The organism is Amycolatopsis kentuckyensis, from assembly GCF_002155975.1.
Taxonomy (GTDB): Bacteria; Actinomycetota; Actinomycetes; order Mycobacteriales; family Pseudonocardiaceae; genus Amycolatopsis; species Amycolatopsis kentuckyensis.
Window position 1 is genome coordinate 1 of sequence record NZ_MUMI01000067.1, and the last position, 20,693, is coordinate 20,693.

At 73.7% G+C, this 20,693-nt stretch carries 13 protein-coding genes; 4 read left to right on the forward strand and 9 right to left on the reverse strand.

The window, feature by feature from the left end:
• The 9 genes from CCN39_RS06970 to CCN39_RS07010 form a co-directional block, all read right to left on the reverse strand.
• The coding region (locus tag CCN39_RS06970; RefSeq protein ID WP_143263972.1) for an AMP-binding protein at window positions 1–4,546 on the reverse strand (4,546 nt) is incomplete at its 3' end.
• Window positions 4,543–8,337: a non-ribosomal peptide synthetase gene (locus CCN39_RS06975; RefSeq protein ID WP_244210652.1), complete on the reverse strand. Its 3,795-nt coding sequence runs from the start codon at window positions 8,335–8,337 to the stop codon at window positions 4,543–4,545. The genes CCN39_RS06970 and CCN39_RS06975, both read right to left, overlap by 4 nt.
• Window positions 8,338–8,491: 154 nt before the next feature.
• Window positions 8,492–9,370: a sulfotransferase domain-containing protein gene (locus tag CCN39_RS06980; protein ID WP_086839514.1), complete on the reverse strand. Its 879-nt coding sequence runs from the start codon at window positions 9,368–9,370 to the stop codon at window positions 8,492–8,494.
• Window positions 9,371–9,444: 74 nt separating this feature from the next.
• The gene (locus CCN39_RS06985; RefSeq protein WP_086839517.1) at window positions 9,445–10,653 is read right to left on the reverse strand and encodes a cytochrome P450; all 1,209 of its coding nucleotides are present in this window, start codon (window positions 10,651–10,653) and stop codon (window positions 9,445–9,447) included.
• Entirely contained in the window at window positions 10,650–11,183 is a 534-nt protein-coding gene (locus CCN39_RS06990) for a GTP-binding protein (RefSeq protein ID WP_086839519.1), read from the reverse strand. Before CCN39_RS06990 ends, CCN39_RS06985 begins: the two co-directional genes overlap by 4 nt.
• A 52-nt stretch (window positions 11,184–11,235) precedes the next feature.
• Window positions 11,236–11,595, reverse strand: a complete 360-nt coding sequence (locus tag CCN39_RS06995) for a DUF742 domain-containing protein (RefSeq protein ID WP_086839521.1) — start codon at window positions 11,593–11,595, stop codon at window positions 11,236–11,238.
• Window position 11,596: 1 nt separating this feature from the next.
• On the reverse strand, window positions 11,597–12,013 hold the full coding sequence (locus tag CCN39_RS07000) for a roadblock/LC7 domain-containing protein (protein WP_086839523.1): 417 nt from the start codon (window positions 12,011–12,013) through the stop codon (window positions 11,597–11,599).
• On the reverse strand, window positions 12,010–13,350 hold the full coding sequence (locus tag CCN39_RS07005) for a sensor histidine kinase (RefSeq protein WP_086839525.1): 1,341 nt from the start codon (window positions 13,348–13,350) through the stop codon (window positions 12,010–12,012). Before CCN39_RS07005 ends, CCN39_RS07000 begins: the two co-directional genes overlap by 4 nt.
• A gap of 253 nt (window positions 13,351–13,603) precedes the next feature.
• A complete protein-coding gene (locus CCN39_RS07010; RefSeq protein WP_143263973.1) occupies window positions 13,604–17,059 on the reverse strand; it encodes a CHAT domain-containing protein in 3,456 nt (1,151 codons plus the stop codon).
• An 83-nt stretch (window positions 17,060–17,142) separates the two neighbouring features.
• Here CCN39_RS07010 and CCN39_RS07015 point away from each other — a divergent pair, with 83 nt between their 5' ends.
• The 4 genes from CCN39_RS07015 (at window position 17,143) to CCN39_RS07030 (ending at window position 20,472) form a co-directional block, all read left to right on the forward strand.
• Entirely contained in the window at window positions 17,143–17,505 is a 363-nt protein-coding gene (locus CCN39_RS07015) for a hypothetical protein (protein WP_086839529.1), read from the forward strand.
• The gene (locus tag CCN39_RS07020; RefSeq protein ID WP_086839531.1) at window positions 17,502–18,314 is read left to right on the forward strand and encodes a hypothetical protein; all 813 of its coding nucleotides are present in this window, start codon (window positions 17,502–17,504) and stop codon (window positions 18,312–18,314) included. The genes CCN39_RS07015 and CCN39_RS07020 overlap by 4 nt, the downstream gene beginning before the upstream one ends.
• Before the next feature lie 21 nt (window positions 18,315–18,335).
• Window positions 18,336–18,926 (forward strand): tetratricopeptide repeat protein, encoded by a 591-nt coding sequence (locus CCN39_RS07025; protein WP_086839532.1) that lies wholly within the window; start codon window positions 18,336–18,338, stop codon window positions 18,924–18,926.
• 157 nt (window positions 18,927–19,083) lie between these two features.
• Complete coding sequence (locus tag CCN39_RS07030) at window positions 19,084–20,472, forward strand: family 43 glycosylhydrolase (RefSeq protein ID WP_434781089.1); 1,389 nt, start codon at window positions 19,084–19,086, stop codon at window positions 20,470–20,472.
• Window positions 20,473–20,693: the final 221 nt, after the last annotated feature.

The window sequence follows — 20,693 nt, forward strand, 5'->3', positions numbered from 1 at the left end:
GCACCTGGAAAGCGGCCCGGGCGGACGACGAAGCCGCGGCCGGGCCGCTTTCCAGGTGCCGCGTGAGGTCCCGCAGCGTGACGTGCTCGAAGAGGTCCGCCACGGTGAACCGGTACCCGGCTTCCGCGCAGCGCAGGTGGAACCGCATCAGCGACAGCGAACTGGCGCCGGCGGCGAAGAACGTCTCGTCCGGGCCGATCGGCGCCCCGGTCACCTCCTCGAACAGCACCGCCAGCTCGCTCGACGGCCGGACGGCCGTCCGGTGGAGGTCCGTGCCCGGCGTCCGCGGCGCGGCATCGCGGTCGAGCTTCCCGCTCGGCGTGCGCGGCAGGACGTCGACCACCCGGAACCGGTCCACCCGCGCGTGCGGGGGCAGCAGCGGCACCAGGAAATCCGCCAGTTCCGCGGCCGACGGCGTCCGGCGGCACTCCAGGAACGCGGTCAGCCGCGTGTCTTCGACGGCGACGACCGCGTTGACGACGTCCGGGTGCCGCAGCAGCGCCGCCTCGACCTGCCCGAGTTCGAGGCGGTGCCCGCTGATCTTGACCTGCCGGTCGGCCCGGCCGTCGAAGTGCAGCAGCCCGGCGCGGTCGAAGTGCGCGAGGTCGCCGCTGCGGTAGTACAGCTCCGGCAGCTCGGCGAACTTCTCCGGCGCCGCGTCGCCGAGGTAGCAGCGGTTCGCCGCGAGCCCGCCGATGAGCAGCTCGCCGGCCTGCCCCGGCGGCAGCGGCGCGCCCGCCGCGTCGGCGACGCGCAGGACCGCGTTCGCCACCGGGCGGCCGATGGCGGGCCGATCGGGCCACGAAGCCGGATCGCCGTCGAGGGTCAGCGCGCTGACGACGTGGGTTTCGGTCGGCCCGTAGTGGTTGTGCAGGCGGGCGCCGGGCAGCCCGGCGAACCAGCGGCGGATCGCCGGCGTGCACACCAGCTGCTCGCCGGCGGTGATGACGTCCCGCAGCCGCGCCGGGTACCGCCCCAGCCGGACGCCGTGCTCGGCGAGCAGCTGCAGCGCCACGTACGGCAGGAAGATCCGTTCGATGCCGGCGGTGTCCAGCTGGGCCAGCAGCGCCGGGATGTCGTGGCGCCACTCCGGGCGGATCAGGTGCAGCCGGCCGCCGCCGCAGAGGGTGGTGAAGATTTCCTGAAACGACACGTCGAACGACAGCATGGAGAACTGCTGGGTCGCCGCGGGCGGCGCGTCCTGCCACTGCAGCAGGTTGGCCAGCGTGCGGTCGGGGACGCGCACGCCCTTCGGCGCGCCGGTCGAGCCGGAGGTGAACAGCGTGTAGAGCGGGCGTCCGGCGTGCCGGGCCGGGACGTCCGGCACCGGCCCGCCGGTGAGCGTGACGAACCGCCGCTCGATGCCGGTCTCGAACGTTTCCCCCGGCGCGAGCAGGACGCAGCGCGGCCGGACCCGGTCGAGCATCGCGCGCAGCAGCTCCGGCGGGTACGCGGGATCCAGCGGGACGGCGGTGATGTTCAGCCGCGCGAGCGCCAGCAGCGCGACGACGTGCTCGGCCGACGGCCGGAAGTACAGTGCGACGTCGGTGGCGTCCTCGGGCAGGGTGGCGGCGAGCCGGGCCGCGTGCGCGTCCAGTTCGGCGTAGGTCAGCGTCGTGTCGCCGGTCAGCGCCGGGGCGCCGGGTGTCCGCGCGACCTGACGCGCGAAGCCTTCGGCCACGGTTTCCCACGCCAGCTCGGCGTCGGCACCACGGCCGTGGTCACGGCGGTCCGGGGTCCGGGTGTCGCCGTGCAGGGCGCGGTCGAAGACGTCGCCGAGGGCCGTCGCCTCGGCTTCGGTGAAGTGGCCTTCGCCGTACTCCCACAGGCAGTCGAAGCCGTCCGGCCGTTCCACCACCGACAGCGTGAGCGCGCACTTCGCCTCGGCCGCCTCGATCCACTGTGGACTGACCGAGCAGCCGGGCAGCCGCAACGCGCCGAAGTCGGTGTTCTCCAGGACGAACAGGTAGTCGAAGGCCGCGTAGCCGGGGTCGAGGTCGGCGAACGCGACGTCCTGGTGGTCCAGCGCCGCGCCCGCCGCGGCACCGAGCCGGCGGAGCTGGCCGGCCAGGTCCTCGTCCGGGTCCACGGACAGCGGCAGCCGGACGGTGTTGGCGAACATGCCGACACTGTCTTCGAACTCCCGCACCGGCCGGTTCGCCACCGGCGCGGCGATCCGCGGCCGGGTCCGCCCGGTCACCGCGTGGAGGCTCCACGCGAACACGCCGAGCAGCAGCTGGAAGCGGGTCAGGCCGAGCTCGGCCGCCCATGCGTCGACGCGCTCGCGATCGATGCGGGTCGTGTGCAGCCGCCCGGCCAGGGACGCTTCGCCGAGCGGCTCGGCATCGTCGGACCGGCCGGTCAGCTGGGCGCGATAGCCGGGGGAGGCGAACCAGCGCGACTGCCAGGCGGCGAAGTCGAGTGGGGTGCGCGCGTCCGGCCGCGGTGCGGCGCCGGACAGCTCCCGGAACAGGACGTTGAGCGACCAGCCGTCGACCGCGATGTGGTGCAGGCACAGCAAGAACGTGTTGTCGGGGCGCCAGGCCGCGCGCAGCAGCCGGCCCGAGGCGAGGTCGAAGGGCGCGGTGAAGAAGTCGCCGGAAGGCTCGGCCCACGGGTCGTACGCCGGTTTCGTCACCTGTCGCAGGCCGTCGGGGGTGGCTTCGAACGCGGTGCGCAGCGCCGGGTGCCGCTCGACCAGCCCGCGCACGTCCCGGCGCAACGCCTCGATGTCCGGGTCACCGGTGATCCGGAACGCGAGCGGCACGTGGTACGCCGTGGACGCGGGGTTCCGGTGCTGCACCAGCCAAAGCCGCTGCTGTTCGCTGGTGGCGGGTGCGGTGGTCGCGGTGGCCGGTGCCCCCGGCTCCGGGTAGGCCGCGCGTCCCGCCCCCGAGATCGCCGCGGCGAGGTCGGCGAAGGTCCCGCGCTGCACCACCGAAGGGGCGAGGTCCGCGCCCCAGCGTTCCCGGATCGCGAACCGCAGCCGCAGCGCCTTGAGCGAGTCGCCGCCGGACCGCAGCCACGTGTCACCGGGATGGAGGTCCGGCACGTCAAGAGTCTCCGACACGACGTCCAGGACTTCGCGTTCCCACGCGGTCGCCTCCCCGCCGGTGTCCGGCCGCCACGCCGGGAACCCGCCGGTCAGGAGCGCGGTCTCGTCGACCTTGCCGTTCGCGTTGCGGGGCAGTTCGCCGACGCGGAACACGTGGTGCGGGTGCATGTAGGCCGGCACGGTCTCGGCCAGGTGCGCTTCGAACGCCTCGAAGGACAGGTCGTCGGCGACGACGAAGGCGAGCAGCTCGGCGGTGGCCGCGCGGCGCACGGCCACGTGGACCTGCCGGACGGCCGGGTGCGCGAGGAGCCGCTGCTCCAGCTCGCCGGGCTCGATCCGGAACCCGCGCACCTTGACCTGCCGGTCGGTGCGGCCGACGTAGGCGTACCGCCCGCCCGGCAGCACGCGGACCAGGTCGCCGGTGCGGTAGAACCGCGCGCGGCCCTCGTCCAGCCACGGCAGCCGGACGAACCGCTGCCCGGTCTCCGCGGGCAGCCCGCGGTAGCCGAGGGCGACACCGGCCCCGGAGAGGTAGAGCTCGGCGACCTCGCCTTCGGCGGCCACGCGCTCGTCCGGCGTCACCGCGACCGCGCCGGTGCCCGGCAGCGGGCGGCCGATCGGGACGACGTCGCCGTCGAAGCCGCGCGGAATGGTGTAGCTGAGAGCGAACGTCGTCGTCTCGGTCGGGCCGTAGCCGTTCTGCAGCCGCGTCGGCGAGTCCGGGTTGGCGCGGTACCAGCGGCGGATCAGCGGGGCGTTGAGCTGCTCGCCGCCGATGACGACCCGGCGCACGGTCGCGAAGCTGCCGGGGACGGTCTCGGCGACCGCGTTGAACAGCGTCGCGGTGACGAACATCGTGTCGATGCGTTCCCGGACGAGCGCGTCGGCGAACGCCCGCGGATCGCGGACGGTTTCGTCGTCGAGGATCACGCACGTGCCGCCGGTGAGCAGCGGCACCCAGACCTCGAAGCTGAGCGCGTCGAACGCGGGGTTGGCCAGGCAGGCGAACCGGGTGCCGATGTCGAGCCAGCCGGGTTCGGCCAGCCGCAGGATCCCGGCGTCGCGGACCTCGACGCCCTTGGGGCGCCCGGTCGTGCCGGAGGTGAAGAAGAGGAACGACGCGGGCGCGGGCTCGGCGGGTACCCCGGCCTCGGCCGGCGTCCAGCCGGGCAGCTCGTCGCAGACGACGACCGCGCCCGCGTCGGCGAGGATGACGTCGCGGCGCGCGGGCGGGCTTTGCCGGTCCAGCGGCACGACCTGAGCGCCCAGGCGCAGCACGCCCAGCATCACGAGGACGAGTTCCGCCGAACGCGGCAGGCCGACGGCGACCGCGTCACCCGGGCCGACTCCCTGGCGCGCCAGCGAGTCCGCGACCGCCGCGGCTCCGGAGTTCAGCTCGGCGTAGGTGAGCCGGCGGTCGCCGTCGGACACGGCGACGGCGTCCGGGTGCCGCAGCGCGCGATCGTGGACGCGGCGCGCGATCGACGTCATCGGGCCGCCAGCTCGGCGGCGATGAGCTTGGCGACCAGCGGCAGCGCGTCGCTTTCCAGCATGTCCCAGTGCCCGCAGTCCGCGGGGACCACCTCGAATTCGCCGCGGGCGCGGCGGCGCCAGAATTCGGCGCTGCCGGGGACCGGGTCCTCGCCGACGGCCTGCACGAACACCACGCGCGCCGCGGTCTCGCCGGGGTCGTACTCGCGCGCGGTCCGCCGGTTGTGGTTGTACGTGCGGTGGTAGCGCTCGATCTGCGCGTCCTCGATTCCGGGGTACATCCCGTTGAAGCGGACCAGTTTCTCGCGGAACTCGGCCGCGGGCACCGGTTCGATCGCGGCCTTCGCGGCGGGGTCGTCGGTGGCGGTGGTGTCGAGCAGGACGACGCTGACGCGGCCGGCGAGCCGGCGTCCCATCTCGTAGGCGACCAGCCCGCCGTAGGACAGTCCACAGAGGACCAGGGTTTCCCCCGGTTGCGGGTCGACGAGCCGCAGGTACTCCTCGGCCATCGCCTCGACGCTCGGCAGCGGCGCCTCGCCGGCGTTGAGGCCGGGGGACTGGATGCCGACCACCCCGGCCTCGCCGGGCAGCAGTCCGCTGAGCGGCAGGTAGCAGAACGCCGTGCCACCCGCCGGGTGCACGCAGACGACGCGGGCCGCGCCGTCGCCGCGGCGGAACTCGATCAGGCTGCCGGTTTCGGCTGGGCGGTCCGCGCGCAGCAGCGCGGCCTGCGCCTCGATGGTCGGGTGCAGGATGACGTCCCGGATCGGCAGCTCCCGGCCGAACTCCGCGCCGATCGCGTGGGCCAGCTTGATCGCCGAGATCGACGTGCCGCCGACGTCGAAGAAGTCGTCGGAGACGCCGATCGCCGGGTGCAGCAGCAGGTTCCGCCAGATCCGCAGCAGCGCGAGCTCGGCGTGGTCGCGCGGAGCCGCGGTGTTGACCGCCGCGGGCGCGCTCGCGCGGGCGTGCGCCAGGACGGCGTCGCGGTCGAGCTTGCCGCTGCGGCTCAAGGGCAGCCGGTCGAACTCGGCGAACACGGACGGGATCATGTAGTCCGGCAGCCGGCCGGCCAGCGCGGCCCGCCATTCGTGCGGGGTCCGGCCGCCGCCCGCGACGCCGGCGACGAGCCGCGGCTCGCCTTCGCGGTCCACCAGCACGGCGGCCTCGCGGACGCCGGGCACGGCCAGCAGCGCGGCCGTCACCTCGCCGGGCTCGATGCGGAAGCCGCGCAGCTTGATCTGGTCGTCGCGGCGGCCGGCGTATTCGGCTTCGCCGCTCGGCAGCCACCTCGCCAGGTCCCCGGTGCGGTACATCCTCGCGCCGGTCTCGAACGGGTCGGCGACGAACCGCTCGGCGGTCAGCCCCGGCCGGTGCAGGTAGCCGCGGGCCAGGCAGTCACCGGCCAGGAAGACCTCGCCCACGACGCCGGGCGGGACCGGGCGCAGCCGCTCGTCCAGGAGGTACAGCCGCGAGCCGGGCAGGGGCCGTCCGATCGGGGCCGGGCGGTCCCGTGGCTGCGGGTCGAAGTGCGCGGTGGCGTAGAGCGTGGCTTCGGTCGGCCCGTAGCCGAAGCAGATCCGCAGGCCGGGCAGGGCCGCGGCGAACCGGGCGAGGGCGGCCTCCGGGAGTGGTTCGACGCCGGTCAGCAGCTGCCGCAGCGCCAGTCCGTGCAGGCGCGTGGGATCTTCGTCGGCCCACCGGACGTAGGCGGGCGGCAGAAAGGCCTGGACCACCTGGTGTTCCCGCAGCCACGCCATCAGCGCCGCCGGATCGGGCCGGACGTCCTCGGGCACGACGTGCAGCACGGCGCCGGTGGTCAGGGGCAGCAGTAGTTCGTGCACCGAGGCGTCGAAGCCGATGCTCGACCACGCCGACGTCGCCTCGCCGGGCGTCGCGCCGAAGCGGTCCAGCCATTGGTCGAAGAGGGCGAGGACGCTGTGGTGGGTGACCGCGACGCCCTTGGGGCGCCCGGTCGACCCGGACGTGTAGATCACGTAAGCCGTGTCGCCGGGTTCGGTGCCGGCCGGTCTCCGGGTTTCGTCGCCGTCCGGGACGCTGTCCTCCCCGAGGACCAGCACCGGGCACGCGTCCTCGATCATCGCGGCCCGCCGGGCGGCGGGCTGGGCGGGGTCGAGCGGGAGGTAGGCGGCCCCGGTCTTCAGCACCGCCAGCACGGCGGTCACCAGGTCGGCCGACCGTCCACTGAGGACACCCACCACCCGGCCGCGGCCGGCGCCGCAGGCCCGCAGGGCGTTCGCCAGTTTCGTGCTGCGGCGGTCCAGTTCGCGGTAGGTGTGGGTCCGGCCGTCGCAGACGAGCGCGGGGGCGTCCGGGGTGGCGTCGGCGTGGGCGGTGAACCGGTCCACGAGCCCGCCGGGGCGCCGGTTCGGCCGCGGCCCGGTGCTCCAGGCGGTGAGGATCTCGCGGCGTTCGGCGTCGTCGAGGAGCTCGTAATCCGTGATCTCTGCGTCCGGCCGGGTGGCCAGCTGGTCCAGCAGCCGCACGAGGTACCGCGCGTACCGCTCGGCGGTGGCGTGGTCGAAGAGGGCGACGGCGTAGTCGAGGTGTCCGAGGACATCGCCGTCCTCGTCGGCGAGGCCGAGGGCGAGGTCGAACTTCGCGGGCGCGTGCTCGACGTCGAGGGGTGTGCTGGTCACGCCGGGCAGTTCCAGGAGGTCGTGCTGGGTCGGCACCCAGGCGAACATGGTCTGGAACAGCGGGGTGTGCGCGGGGCTGCGCGGCGGGTTCACCAGCTCGACGACCCGTTCGAACGGCAGCTCGGCGTGGTCGATGGCACCCCGCAGGGCGGCGCGGACCTCCTTGAGCAGGACGGCACCGGTCCGCGGGCCGGCCAGGGCCGCCCGCACGGCCAGGGTGTTGACGAAGAACCCGAGCGTGTCGGGGTGGTCGGCCGTGCGGTTGGCGGTGGGGACGCCGACAACGATGTCAGTTTGCGCGGAAAGTCGGGATAGCAGGATGTACCAGCAGGTCAGGATGGTGGAGTAGAGCGTGACGCGGTGCTCGCGCGCAACCGCCTTCAGCCGCGCGGTGAGGTCCGGCCCGAGCTCGACGGGCACCCGCCCGCCCCGGAAGTCCTGCCGCGCCGGCCGCGGCCGGTCGGCGGGCAGTTCGAGCACCGGCGGGACGCCGTCGAGCTGCGCCCGCCAGTAGGCCTCGTGCGGCGCCGGACCGGCGCCGGCCAGCCAGTCTTGTTGCGCCCGGGCGTGTTCGCGGTAGGGCCGGGCGGGCGGCAGGTCCGGCTCGGTGCCGCTCAGGTGGGCGGCGTAGAGCAGGCCGAGTTCCCGCAGGAGGAGGGTCCGCGACCAGCCGTCGAAGACGACGTGGTGGACGGTGATCAGCAGGAGGTGGTCGCCGTCCGGGAACTGTCGGTGGTCCCCGGTGACGTGGAGACCGGGGGGTGCAGCCCCGGCCAGCAGCCGCGCCCGGGCCAGCGGTGCGCGCGCGAGATCGAACGCCGTGAAGGCCTCGGCCCGCCGCAGTTCGGCCACCTCGCCCGGCCGCCCGCCGACATCGGTGACCACGCACGGGAACCCGTGCCCGGCAGGCTCCACCACCTGCACCGGACGGCCGTCCTCGACGACGATCCGGGTCCGCAGCCCTTCGTGCCGGTCGGCGAGAGCGTCGAACGCCCGCTGCAGCGCCTCCCGGTCCACCGGCCCGCGCAAGGCGAAAGCCATCGTCTCGTTGTAGGCCGCTCCCGCGCCGTCCAGCTGGGAAACGGTCCAAAGGCGCTGCTGACCGGACGACAGCGGGGCGGACACGCGCATGGACGGCCTTTCCGGGCAGGGGGGGGCGAACCGGTACTGCTTTGTGCCGTCGCAACCGAGTCGGGGAAACGCTCTCTGTCTGCCGCGCCAGTTAACACCACACCATCGGGTGATGACAAAAGTTTGCCCGGAAGTCCCTTCGCGAGTGGGTAACTCAGCCCCGGTGGAGCCACTCGGCCACGGCCGCGGGCGCCAGCTCGGCCACCCGGCGGTGGTAGTGGTCCAGGGCGGCCGGATCGAGCAGGTCGCGCCACTGGCCGCTGGTGCCGGACCGGAAGAACGCCTTGTTGCTGCGCCACAGCTTCGCGTCGACCCCGGGGGCCAGCTCGTCGGCCCGGTTCCGCATCCGGTCGAACGTCGCCGCCGCGGCGAGCTGCTCGATCCGCCGCGAGGAGATCGACAGTGCGTTCGCCAGGCGACGCAGCTCGCCCGGCAGGTCGGCTTTGAGGTCCGCGTAGTGGAACAGCGCCACCTGCGGCTCGTCGCGGTGGTCCCAGAACGTCCGCACGTGGTGGACCAGGTTCGCCAGGCTCACCCCGAAGGAGGGCGACGAAGGCGCGGGTTCCGCGTCCACCCACAACCGGAACCGTTCGAGCGGATCCGGCGGGGGCGGCGCGACCACCTGGAGGCCGCCCGCGGTGATGGCGTCGGGGTGGATGTTGGCCACCGCGTGGTCGAACGACAGCATGGCGTCCCGCGGGTCGCGCCCCACGCAGACGTACGTCACCCCCTCCGCGGACGGCAGGCCGTCGAGCGGGGTGTGCGTCTTGACGAACCGCCGGTGGGTCTGGCGCTCGAGGCCGGCCAGGATCGCCTCGGTGTCGTACGTGGTCGCGTCCAGCCACGGGGAAAGCTCCGTGAGCGGCCGGGGCAGCTCCGTGGTGTCGAAGACCAGCAACGCGCACAGCATCTGCATCCACGTCGTGCCGCACTTCGGCGGGGTGCTGATCACGATGTCCCCGGCGCGGAAGGGGAACCGCGCCCACAACGCGCTGTCGGACACCACTGTGCGATACCGCCGCAATCCGCCCATTTCCGGCTCCCCGCCTGGGTGAGTCGCCAGAATCCCACGCTCCCGGCGGGCGGGCTATCCGCGAGCCGGGGGAATCACCAGGCCGGCGTGAATTTCACCGGCAGCGCCGCCAGGCCGCGGAACAGCGGCGAGGGCCGCCACGCCAGTTCGCCGGCCGGCACCGCCAGCCCGACGTCCGGGAGGCGGTCGAGCAGGACCTCGATCGCCGCCTCGGCGATGACCTTGGCGATCTCCTGGGCGGCGTACGGGCACCGGTGTTCGCCGTGGCTGAACGACAGGTACGCCTGGTTGCCGGTGGAGGCCTGGGGGACCGGCCGGACGAGCGGGTCCTGGTTGGCCGCGGCGAGCCCGAGGATGAGCAGGTCGCCCTTGCGGATCTGCCGGCCGCCCAGCCGGAGGTCGTGGACGGCGAACCGGCCCGGGAAGTTCTGGGTCGGCGTGTCCTCCCAGAGCACCTCGTTCAGCGCCTGCCCGACGCTCCGGCGCCCGCCGGACAGCGTCATCGCGAAGCGGTCGTCGGTGAGCATCAGCCGCAGGGTGTTGCCGATCCAGTACGCCGTGGGCAGCTGGCCCGCGTTCATCAGGTGGAGCAGGTCCTCGGTGATCTCCTCGTCGGCGAGCCCGGCCGGGTGGGCCAGCAGCCGCGACGTGACGTCCGGCCCGGGATCGCGCCGCTTGGATTCGACCATCCGCCGCACCTTGTCCCGGACGCGCGCGTACGCCTCGTTCGCGCCCTCGCCCGCGGCGTGCGTCTGGTAGACGTCCCGGACCAGGTCGGCGGTCTCCGCGTCCGGCACGCCGATCATCCGGGCGACGACGGGCAGCGGGATCCCGTCGGCGTACTGGGTGATCAGGTCGGCCTCGCCGCTCCCGGCGAAGGCGTCGACGAGCTGGTCGGCCACCTGCTGGGCCCGCGCGCCCAGCTCGAACTGGTCGACCGCGCCGAGTGCCTGGTCGAGCGCCTCGGCCCGCCGCCGGTGCTCGGCGCCCTCGGCGAACATCATCGTCGGCTGGTAGGCCAGCAGCGGCAGCAACGGCCAGTCCGGCGGGACGCGGTCCCAGGCGTTCCAGCGCCGCGAGTCGCGCCCGAAGACCTCCGGGTTGCTCACGACGTACTGCACTTCGCGGTAGCCCAGGACCAGCCACGCCGGCACGTCCCCGTCGAGCAGCACCGGGGCCACCGGCCCGTGCGCGCGCCGCATCTCCGCGTAGAGGTCCGCGGACGTCTGCTGGAACCGCGGCCCCGACAACGGCGTGGCGAGGGTGGGCTGAGGGGTGCTCATGACGTGGTCTCCCGGGCGGAGGACAGGGCGAACAGGTGGTGGACAAGGGAAAGCAGGACGGTCTTGCTGGAGTCGCGCCGACGGGCGTCGCAGTCGATCAGCGGGACGTCGGCGGACAGGTCGAGGGCCTGCCGCACCTGGTCCAGGGAGTGCTCCGGCTCGCCGAAGTTGTTGCGGGCGACGATGAACGGTGTCCCGTGGTGTTCGAGGCGGTCGATGGAGTACCAGGAATCGGCCAGCCGCTGGGTGTCCACCAGCACGACGGCACCCAGCGTCCCGGCGAACAGGCGGTCCCAGAGGAACCAGAACCGCTCCTGGCCCGGTGCGCCGAACAGGTACAGCACCATGTGCTCGTTCAGGCTGATCCGCCCGAAGTCGAACGCGACCGTGGTGGTGGTCTTGCCGGGCGAGGCACCGTCGTCGATCCCGACGCCCGCCTGCGTCATGGTTTCCTCGGTGCTGAGCGGGCGGATTTCGCTGACCGAACGGACCATGGTCGTCTTGCCGACCCCGAACCCGCCGACGATCACGATCTTCAGCCCGTCCCTGGCGGTGCTCGGCAGCGGAGTACGGACGTCCTGGTCAGAGCTTCTGCAGTCCAACGAGTACCTGCTTCAGGGTTTCGAGATCGGGCAGATCGGCGTCGGCCGGAGCCGAGGACGGGTGGCGGGCGGTGACCCGGCCGGTGTCGAGCAGGTCGCACAGCAGGATCTTCACGACGCTCACCGGCAGGCCCAGCTCCGAGGCGACCTCCACCATCGCCGTCGGGTGCCGGCACAGGCGCAGGATCTTGACGTGCTCGGACTGCATGCCCGGGACCGGATCGCCCTCGCTCACGATCAGCGTCACCAGGTCCAGTGCGCTCTCGTTCGCGCGGCTGCGCCCGCCGGTGACGGTGTACAACCGGTCCGGGTCCTCGCGGTGGAGGTGTTCCCAGGTCATGTCATCCGGCCGCGGTGGGCTGCTGGGGGCGGGGCGGGGCGGTCAGGTACGCGCCGAGCTGCTCGACGAGCTCGTTCATGTTGTGGCCGATGAGGCCCACGTCCGCGTCGTCGGCGGCGATCACGGCGAGGTGGGCGCCTTCGCCGGCTTCCACGATGAACAGCATCCCGCCGTGGAACTCCGTCATCGACTGGCGCACGCCGCCGGTTCCGTCGCCGAACTCGATGGACGTGCCGTACGCGAGGCTCTGGATGCCCGAGGCGATCGCGGCCAGCTGGTCGGCCTGGTCGATCGTGAGCCCGCGGGTGTGGCAGAGCTTGAGGCCGTCCTTGGACAGCACCAGGGCGTGCCGGGTACCCGGCGTCTTGCTCAGGAGGTTCTCCAGCAACCAGTCCAGGTCGTGATCCGTGGTGTTCATCGGCTGTCCTCCGAGGGAGCAGAAGGGCGGGTTCCCCGGCCGGCCGCGTGGAACGCACTGAACCTGGCCCCGGCGTCGGCACGGGCCGGTGCGGGACTCGGCGCCGGTGGCGGTACCGGCCGGGGCGCGGCCGCCAGCGTCTGCCCGCGACGCCGTTGCGGCAGCCCGGACAGCCCACTCTCCACTGTGGACGAAGCCGGGGCGGGCGCGGCGGCTGCGGGTGCGGGTTCGGGGGCGGCGGCGAGCTTCTTCTCGGCGGGCGGCACGGCCGGCGGGGTGTCCGGTTCGGACTGGGTGATCAGGAGCCGGGGGATCATCACCACCACGCCGGTGCCGCCCCGCGCGGACGGCCGGAAGTGCACGGTCAGGCCGTGCTTGCGCGCCAGGCACCCCACCACCGCCAGGCCCAGCCGGGTCCCGGACAGCGTGGTCAGGTCCAGCGGCTCGGCGGAAACCGCCCGCACGGCACGTTCCAGCGCCGCGGGGCCCATGACCAGCCCGCTGTCCTCGATGGTGACCACCACCCCCGCGTGCACCTCCTCGACGTACACGTGCACGTCCTCCGAGGGAGGGGAGAAGCTGGTGGCGTTGTCCATCAGTTCGGCCAGGGCGTGCATGACGCCTTCGGCGGCGTACCCGGCGACCGCGACGGTGCTGGTCGAGTGCGTCCGCACCCGCTGGTAGGCGCTGATGCGCCCCATCGCGCCGCGCAGGATGCTCTCCATCACGATCGGCTTGGTCCAGCGCCGGCCGGACCGCGCTCCGGTCAGCACCGCGATGCTGTCCGCCAGGCGGCCCGCCTGCGCGGTGCTGTGGTCCAGTTCGAGCAGGTCGCCGAGGACGGTTTCGTCGTGGCGGCCTTCCATCTCCCGCAGGTCGGCCAGCATGCTGGTGGCCAGTGCCTGAACGCGGCCGGCGGCGTTGGCGCAGGCCGCCATCGTGGCCGCGCGCATCCGCTCGCCGCGGCTGATCTCCCGCGCGACGGTCCCCAGCAGCCGCCGGTGGGCGCCGTCGACCGAGTCCGGCACTCCGGCGAGCGCGGTGTCCGCCGACGCTCCGCCGCGCACCCGCTCGACCAGGGCGGGCACCGTCTCGTCGGCCAGCCGGGTGGCTTCCGCGGCCAGCGCCTCGATCCGCCCCCGGTACCGGCGCGCCGCCTGCGCGAAGTGCGCGGCGACCGTGACCGCCGCGCACACCACCGCCGCGGCCACCCCGCCGTACCAGGCCACGAACGTCCGGTCCGCCCCGGCTGCGCCGGCCGTCATCCACCACCACACCGCACCGGTGACGACGACGGCGACCGGCAGGACGTAGCGGGCGGGTAAGTGCACTGACATCGATCAGGTCCTCGGGCGGTCGGAGACAGGACAACGGCGCGCGGCACCCGGATATCGGGCTGCGCCGGGGTTTCAGCGGATTCCACGGAAAGGGCAAGCGGGAGCGTCGCCAGGGCGAGGACGACCCTAGCGCCGATCTTTCCCGTCCGTAAGAGTCAACTTTGCGCGGCACAGATTTCGCCGGTCACCGCCGTTTCCGGAAAATCGATTACCGAGCCGCCGGGAAACGCCGGGAAACGAGCGCCGGCCCGGCTCACTGTCCGAAATGGACGAACTGCGCCCACTTGCTCGGCTCGTAGGGCGACTCGCTCCGCAGCCGCTCGACCGCGGTGTGCAGCGCCGCGGCCGCGCCCGCCGGGTCGAGGGTGCCGTCCGGGGTGGCGAGGGACCCGTAGACGCTCGCCGTGACGGCGGCCGCCGTTTCTTCGCCGATCGCCCACAGCGTCGAGACGACCTGGCGGAACCCGGCGATCTGGAGGGCCGCGGCCAGGTGGCCGGCTTCGTCCGGCATGGCCGCGTCGGGCATCGCGGTGTGGCACGCCGACAACACCGCCAGATGGGCGTCGCCGAGGTCGAGCCGGCTGATGCCGGTGGTGGTGAGCGGGCCGTCGGTGAGGAACAGCGCGGCCTCGCCGTCCGGGGTCGTGCCGCCGTGGCAGGCGAAATGGGCGCACGAGTACTCGGTCAGCCGGTCCGTCACGTTCCGGACGGTCGCCTCCTTACCGGCCAAGATCGCGCAGCCGGCGGCGAACACGTCGACGATCCCGGCTTCGTGGCGGGCGCCGGGCAGGTCGGGCAGGCCGGTGACGTAGCCGGGACGCCGCTCGCACGCGACGGCGAGCGGCCGGTGCGAGACCGGCCGCGACGGGCGGCGGGCGTGCCGCAACGCCCGGATCGTCGGGGTGCTGGACGAGATCACGCGGTCGAAGACGGTCCGGCCGGGCTCGTCGTCCGGGTCGTGGTACCCGGCGGCGTGCAGCGGGCTCAGCGCGAGGGGACCGGTGGGACACCACCACAAGCGCGCCCCGGGCGGGACCCGGACCTCGTCGAACACCGGCCCGGCCACGGTGTCCCACAGCCATTCCAGGTAGCCCAGCAGCAGCTGCTCCCGCGGCCCGGACGACAACCCGCCGGTGCCCTTCTGCGCGGTCGCGGCGAGGTAGGCCCGGGTGCGCTCGTGCGCCTCGGCGTGCGTCAAGCCGTCCAGCGGGATGACGTGGCTGCGGTCCGGGGCCAGCACGATGGCGTCGCAGCGGATCCGGCTGACGTTCACCAGCACGATCGGACCGGCCGCCGCGGCCTTCGCGAGCTCCGCGAACGGCGTCGGGCGCAGGAAGTCCGCGAACCCGGGCCGGGTCCGGATGTCCGCGACGACCGCGTCCCACTCGGCCGCCGCGGCCCGCCGGTCCGGGGCGTCCAGGTCCACGGCGCTCAGCCGGGCGGCCAGTTCGGGGTGCGCGGCCCGCACCCCGGTCAGGTCGGTCCGCCGGTCCAGCACCTGGCTCCACCACAGGGAACGGCCGTGCTCCAGCAGTTCCACGGCGCGCTCGGGCCGGCCCGCGGCCAGTGCCGCCGCGGCCGCGTCACCGGCGAGCCCCGGCCACTGCGAAACGAGCTTCGCGCGGTCGGTCGCGCCGAGGCCCCGCCACACCAGCTGCGGCAGGAGCTCCACGGCCTGCTCGTAGAGGTCGGCGACGTCGCCGGCGTCGTCACCGCGGCCGGCACGCAGTTCCGCGAGCGTCACCAGGGCCTGCATCCGGTCGAACGACCGGCCCTCGGGCAGGGCCGAGAGGACCGCGATGGCGTCGTCCGGACGGCCGAGCGCGGTGTAGGCCTCACCGAGGCCCTGGAGCGCGATCGTGTGGAGCGGTGCCTGTTCGCCGGTCGCCGCGCGGACCGCGGTGAACGCGGTGACGGCGTCGAGGAGGTCCTGGCGCCGGTCGCGCGTCCGCCCGCGGTCGCTCAGGGCGAGGCCGAGGTTCAGCCGGGCGTGGACGTCCTCTTCCCGGCGCAGTGCGGCGTCGAGGTGCCCGATCGCCGCGTCGATGTCCGCCGGCTCGCCGGTGGCGACGAAGCGCTGCCGCAGCCGGTTGCCGAGGTTGGCGTGGGCGTTGGCGAGGTACCGCGGCCCGGCGACGGCCACGGCCCGCTCGTCGGCGGCGATCGCCTCGTCGAGGTCGTGGCGCCGCCCGAGGTGGCTGTACCGGTAGAACAGGGCGCTGCCCAGGATGTGCAGGCTGTTCGTGCCGTGGGCCTCGTCGAGCTCCACGCCCCGGCGGGTGAGCTTGATCGCCTCGTCGAGATCGGCGCTGTCGCGATCCCGCAGGAACCGGTTGACCAGCGCGGCGGCGAGGTTTCCGAGCTCCTCGAGGACCTCGTCCGGGCTGTCCACGGGCCGGCCGATCGCGGCGCGCTGCAGGTCGATCGCGGCGTCGAGATCGGCGCGGTCACCGGTGAGTTCGTGCCGGAGCATGAGGGCGGGACCCAGCCGGATCTCGATCAGCCACCGGCGCGGGTGCTCCGCCGGCAACGCGGCCAGCAGGGCCGCCCCGTCGGCGCAGATCCGGTCCAGCACGGTGTGGTCGCGGGTCTGCTGGTACTCCCCGAGCAGGCGGGAGAGCCGGTTCCCGTGCCGCACCAGCTCGGCCGGGTCACCGGCCACCCCGGCGGGCGTGCTCCGCGGTTCTTCGGGGCCGGCGACGTACTCCAGCGTGACACCGGGCGGCGGCTCGTACCGCCGCACCGGGCCGCGGGCCTCCAGCACCTCCGCCAGCCCGCGTTCCGCCGCGGTCCGGAGAGCCGCGTCCGGCGCGTGCTCGACGGCCTGCCGCAGGTAGTGCGCCGCCGTGTCGAGGTCGGCGACGTCGCCGGTGGACTCGTGGCGCTCGCGGTACAGCCGGCCGAGGTTGTGCACGGTGATCGTCCAGACCTGGTGCCCCGGCGGGTAGACGTCGAGGACCTGACGTTCCGCCTCGAGGAAGGCGTCGAGGGAGGCCCGGGTCCGCTCGTGGTCGTGCCGGAGGCGGCGGACGTCGGCCGCCACGGTCAGGAACGGACGGCGGTTGCCGTCGTCCGGCGGGCACCGGCGCAGCGCCCGGTCGATCTCCTCCTCGGCTTCGCCGAGGAGGGCGGCGTCGCCGGTGCCCTCGATGTGGTGGATCAGGGCCGTGCAGCGCAGCGCGCCGATCGCCGCGCGGTCGGGGTGATCGCCCGGCAGGGCCACCAGCGCCCGCTCCAGCAGTTCGATCACCAGGCCGTAGAGGTGGACCGCGCCGGCCGATTCGGCCAGCATCTGCAGTTCGCGGGTGGCGAGCACCGACTCCTCGACGCGGGAGCGGTCGCCGGTGAGCACGCCCAGCCGCAGCGCGCCTTCGGCGATCGCCGCCAGCGAGAACGGGACCAGATCGGGCTGTTCGGCCCGCACGAGCGGCAGCAGCTCGCGGAAGTGCGCCAGGGACTGCCGGAGGTCCGCCGCCGAGCGGGTGACGTGGTACCGCCGCATCCGCGCGTCACCGAGGAACATCAGGGTCGCGGGCCGCTCGGGCGCGGCGGGGTCGCACCGCTCGAAGGCGGCCGTGCCGGCCGCGATCGCCTGCTCGAGGGCGGCGAGGTCGCCGGACTGCTCGAAGGTGGCGAGCCACCCCTTGCCCTCCCACAACGCCCCGCCGACGAAATCGTGGTCCGCCTGGCCTTTCCGCCGCCCGAACACTTCGCCCCCTCGCGACCGGTTGACCACCGATGGTAGTGCGGATGGCTAGACTCCGTGACCGTCCGACGTCGGAAGGGGGCGCGGTGGACTCCGAAGCCGATCACCTGGCCTTGTGGTGCCTGCTGCTGCCCGAGCTGCGGGCGGCGGCGCGCCGGAACGGGGTGCTCGACCGGCTCGACCGCGACGCCGATCGGGTGAAACAGGGCGGCCCGGCGAAGACCGCGTTGAAGAAGTGGGGGCCGGTCGGGCCGGACGGCGCGCCGCGCAGCTGGGCGGACCGGCCGGCGCTCGGGATCGCGGCGCTGCCGGGCCGCGGCCGTGCGCCCGGCGTCGGCGCGGGGGAGTACACCTGCCCGCTCGACCGGTGCGCCCGCGAGGCGTCCCGGGACGAGCACGGCCACCTGCCCCGCTGCGCGGCCTTCGACGCCTCGATGCGGCCGAAGTGACCGGCTTCCTGACCGAGGTGGGCAAGCGGCTCGGCAACCGCTGGGTCACCGCGATCCTGCTGCCCGGCCTGCTTCTCGTCGCCGTCATGGCCGCCGCCTCCGTGCTGGGACACGGGCACGCGTTCGGCTTCACCCGGCTGTCGGCCGCGGCCGACCGGGAGTTCACCGCCAGGCCCACGCGGCTGGTCGTCACCGCCGCCGTGGCGCTCGCCGCCGCGGGCCTGGCGGGCACCGCCGCCGGGGGACTGGGCAGGCTGGCCCAGCGCTGGTGCCTGCGGGAACGGTTCCTGACCGGCGGACTGCTCCAGCGGTCCCGGTGGTCGCGGCGGAGCCGGGCGCTGGCCGCCGCGCGGCGCGCCGGCACCCCGGTCGTGGCCGCCTACCTGCCGCAGCGGCCGACCTGGCTGGGCGACCGGGCCCGGCTGCTCGAGGTCCGGGTCCGGGCGCAGTACCACGTCAGCGCCGGCCTGGTGTGGCCACGGCTGTGGCTGCTGCTGGACGAAGACGCGCGGCGCCCGATCACCGACGTCCGCACCCGGTACACCGAGGCCGCGACGCTGGCCGGCTGGGGACTGCTGTACCTGGTCCCCGGTGTTCTGTGGTGGCCGGCGCTGCTGATCGCCGCGGGAGTGCTGCTCACGGCGTGGGGCCGGCTGCGGGAAACCATGGCGGAGTTCGCCGAACTGGCCGAGGCCGCGATCGACCTCCGGCTCCGGGACCTGGCCGAGAAGCTCGGCGTCACCCTCGGCGCCGAGGTGGGCCCGGCGGAGGGCCGGTCCCTCGACGACCTCCTCGGCAAAGCCGGCTGACCGTCTGCAAAGGACACACGGATGGGACTGTTCTCCAAGCGCCGCACGGCTCTGCCCGCCGACCTCGAACGCCGGGCCCGTGCCGCGGGCGCGATGTTCGACGCGGGCCAGTTCGCCGCGGCCGAGCTCAGCTTGAGTTCCCTCTTCGCCGACTGCGAGACCAAGGCCGGCCCGGAGCACCCGGGCACCCTCGCCGTCCTCGACCTCCTCGGCTCTGCCCAGTTCCGGCGCGAGCGACTGCCCGAGTCCGCGCGCAGCCACCGGGAAGCCCGCCACCGGGCGGTCTCGGCACTGGGGCCGGATCACCCGGAGACCCTGAAGTACGGCCACAACCTCGGCTGCGCCCTCTCCGTGCTGCGGGCGTGGGACGAAGGCCTGCCGGTTCTGCGGGACGTGCTGAGCCGCCGCACGCGGAAGCTGGGGGAGAAGCACCCCGACACGATCGACACGGCCAAGACGCTGGGGGCCGCGCTGTACATGACCGGGGACAAGCGGGCCGCCGCGGTCACCCTCCAGGCGGCGCACACCGCGGCACTGAAGGCGTTCGGAGCGGGGGACCCGTTGACGGAGGAAGTGGCGCACAACCTCGCGATCGTGCTGCGCAACCAGTGAGCGGCCGCGCTCGAACCGATTCGACGGCTTCGGCGACGGTGTAACTTTCCCGTTCCGCCACCACTTTGTTGACGGGCCGCCGATCGGGTTCGTACCATCCGGGCGACCCATTGAGCGAACCGGTTCGACGCCGGATACCCCAGGGAGAGGACACCTGATGTCCAGCTCACCGCCCCAGGTTCCGAACCGGCCGCTCGCTCTGCTCGTCGTCCTGCTCGCCGTCGTGGCCGGCGTTCTGGTGCCCGCGGCACGGGCGCACGCGGCGACCAGCACGTTCACCCTCGGCGTCACGCGCACCGACACCGCCGGCCGCGCGCTGCAGCTGCACGGCCTGGGCATCGTCAAGGTCGGCACCACCTGGTACGGCTTCGGCGAGGACAAGACCGGCCAGACCACCGCGAACACCGCGTTCCAGGACATCCCCTGCTACACCTCGACCGACCTGGCGAACTGGACTCACCAGGGGATCGCGCTGGCCAAGCAGGGCAGTGGCGACCTCGGCCCGAACCGCATCGTCGAGCGGCCCAAGGTCATCTACAACGCCGCCACCCGGACGTACGTGATGTACCTGCACATCGACAACACGAGCTACTCCGACCAGCGGGTCGGGGTGGCGACCAGCGCCACGCCCTGCGGCCCGTACAGCTACCGGGGGAGTTTCCAGCCGCTGGGCAACCAGAGCCGGGACATCGGCCTGTTCCAGGACACCGACGGGTCCGCCTACCTGCTGAGCGAGAACGCCGGCCGCAGCCTCCGCATCTACCGGCTCGCCGCGGACTACCTGTCGGTGGCGAGCGCGGTGGCGACGTTGCCGAACTACGAGTCCCCGGCCGTGATCAAGATCGGCGGGACGTACTACCTGCTGGCCTCCCACCTGACCGGGTGGGCCACCAACGACAACGTGTACGCGACCGCGACGTCGCTCGCCGGCCCCTGGTCGGCGTTCCGCAACTTCGCGGCGCCCGGCACGAACACCTACAACAGCCAGACCGCGAACATCATCACGGTCCAGGGCAGCTCGGCGACCACGTACGTCTACGCGGGGGACCGCTGGACGGGCAACGCCATGGGCAACTCGCCGCTCATCTGGCTCCCGCTCACGATCCGCGGCACGACGGTCAACCTGGGCCAGTACCCGAGCTGGAACCTCGACCCCGACGCGGGGACGTGGTCGGCGAACTCGGGGCTGCCCGGCGACGGCACGCACGTGCTGAAGAACGCCGGCAGCGGGATGGTCCTGGACGCTTCGGGCGCCTCCACCGCGCCCGGCGGCAAGATCATCCAGTGGCCCGCGCACGGCGGCACCAACCAGCANNGTCCAGCTGCAGCAGTGGACCTGCACCGGCGCGGCCGGCCAGCAGTGGGCCGCGGATCTGGTAGGCAGCCTCACCGGCAGCCAGTACGTCCTGCAGAACATCAACAGCGGCCTGACGATCGGGGTGTCCGGATCCTCGACGGCCAGCGGTGCGGCGGTCGCCCAGCTCGCCGGGACGGGCTCCGCGAGTCAGGTGTGGACGGTCTCCTGAACCGGCCGCGGTTGTGTTAGCGTGCACACCGCCCGGCTGACCCTCGGGTGCGGTCCCCTGTGGACTGTCGGCGGTGCGGGAGGTGCGGTGCCCAGACGCGCGGTGCTCGGTGCGATCGTGGCGTTGCTCGTGGTGGCCGCGACGGTCGTCGTACTGGCGACCCGGGCGGACACCCCGGCCCCGGCCGAAGCGGCGAACCGCTCGGACGCCGCCCCCGCGATCGGGACGGCCGTCACCACCA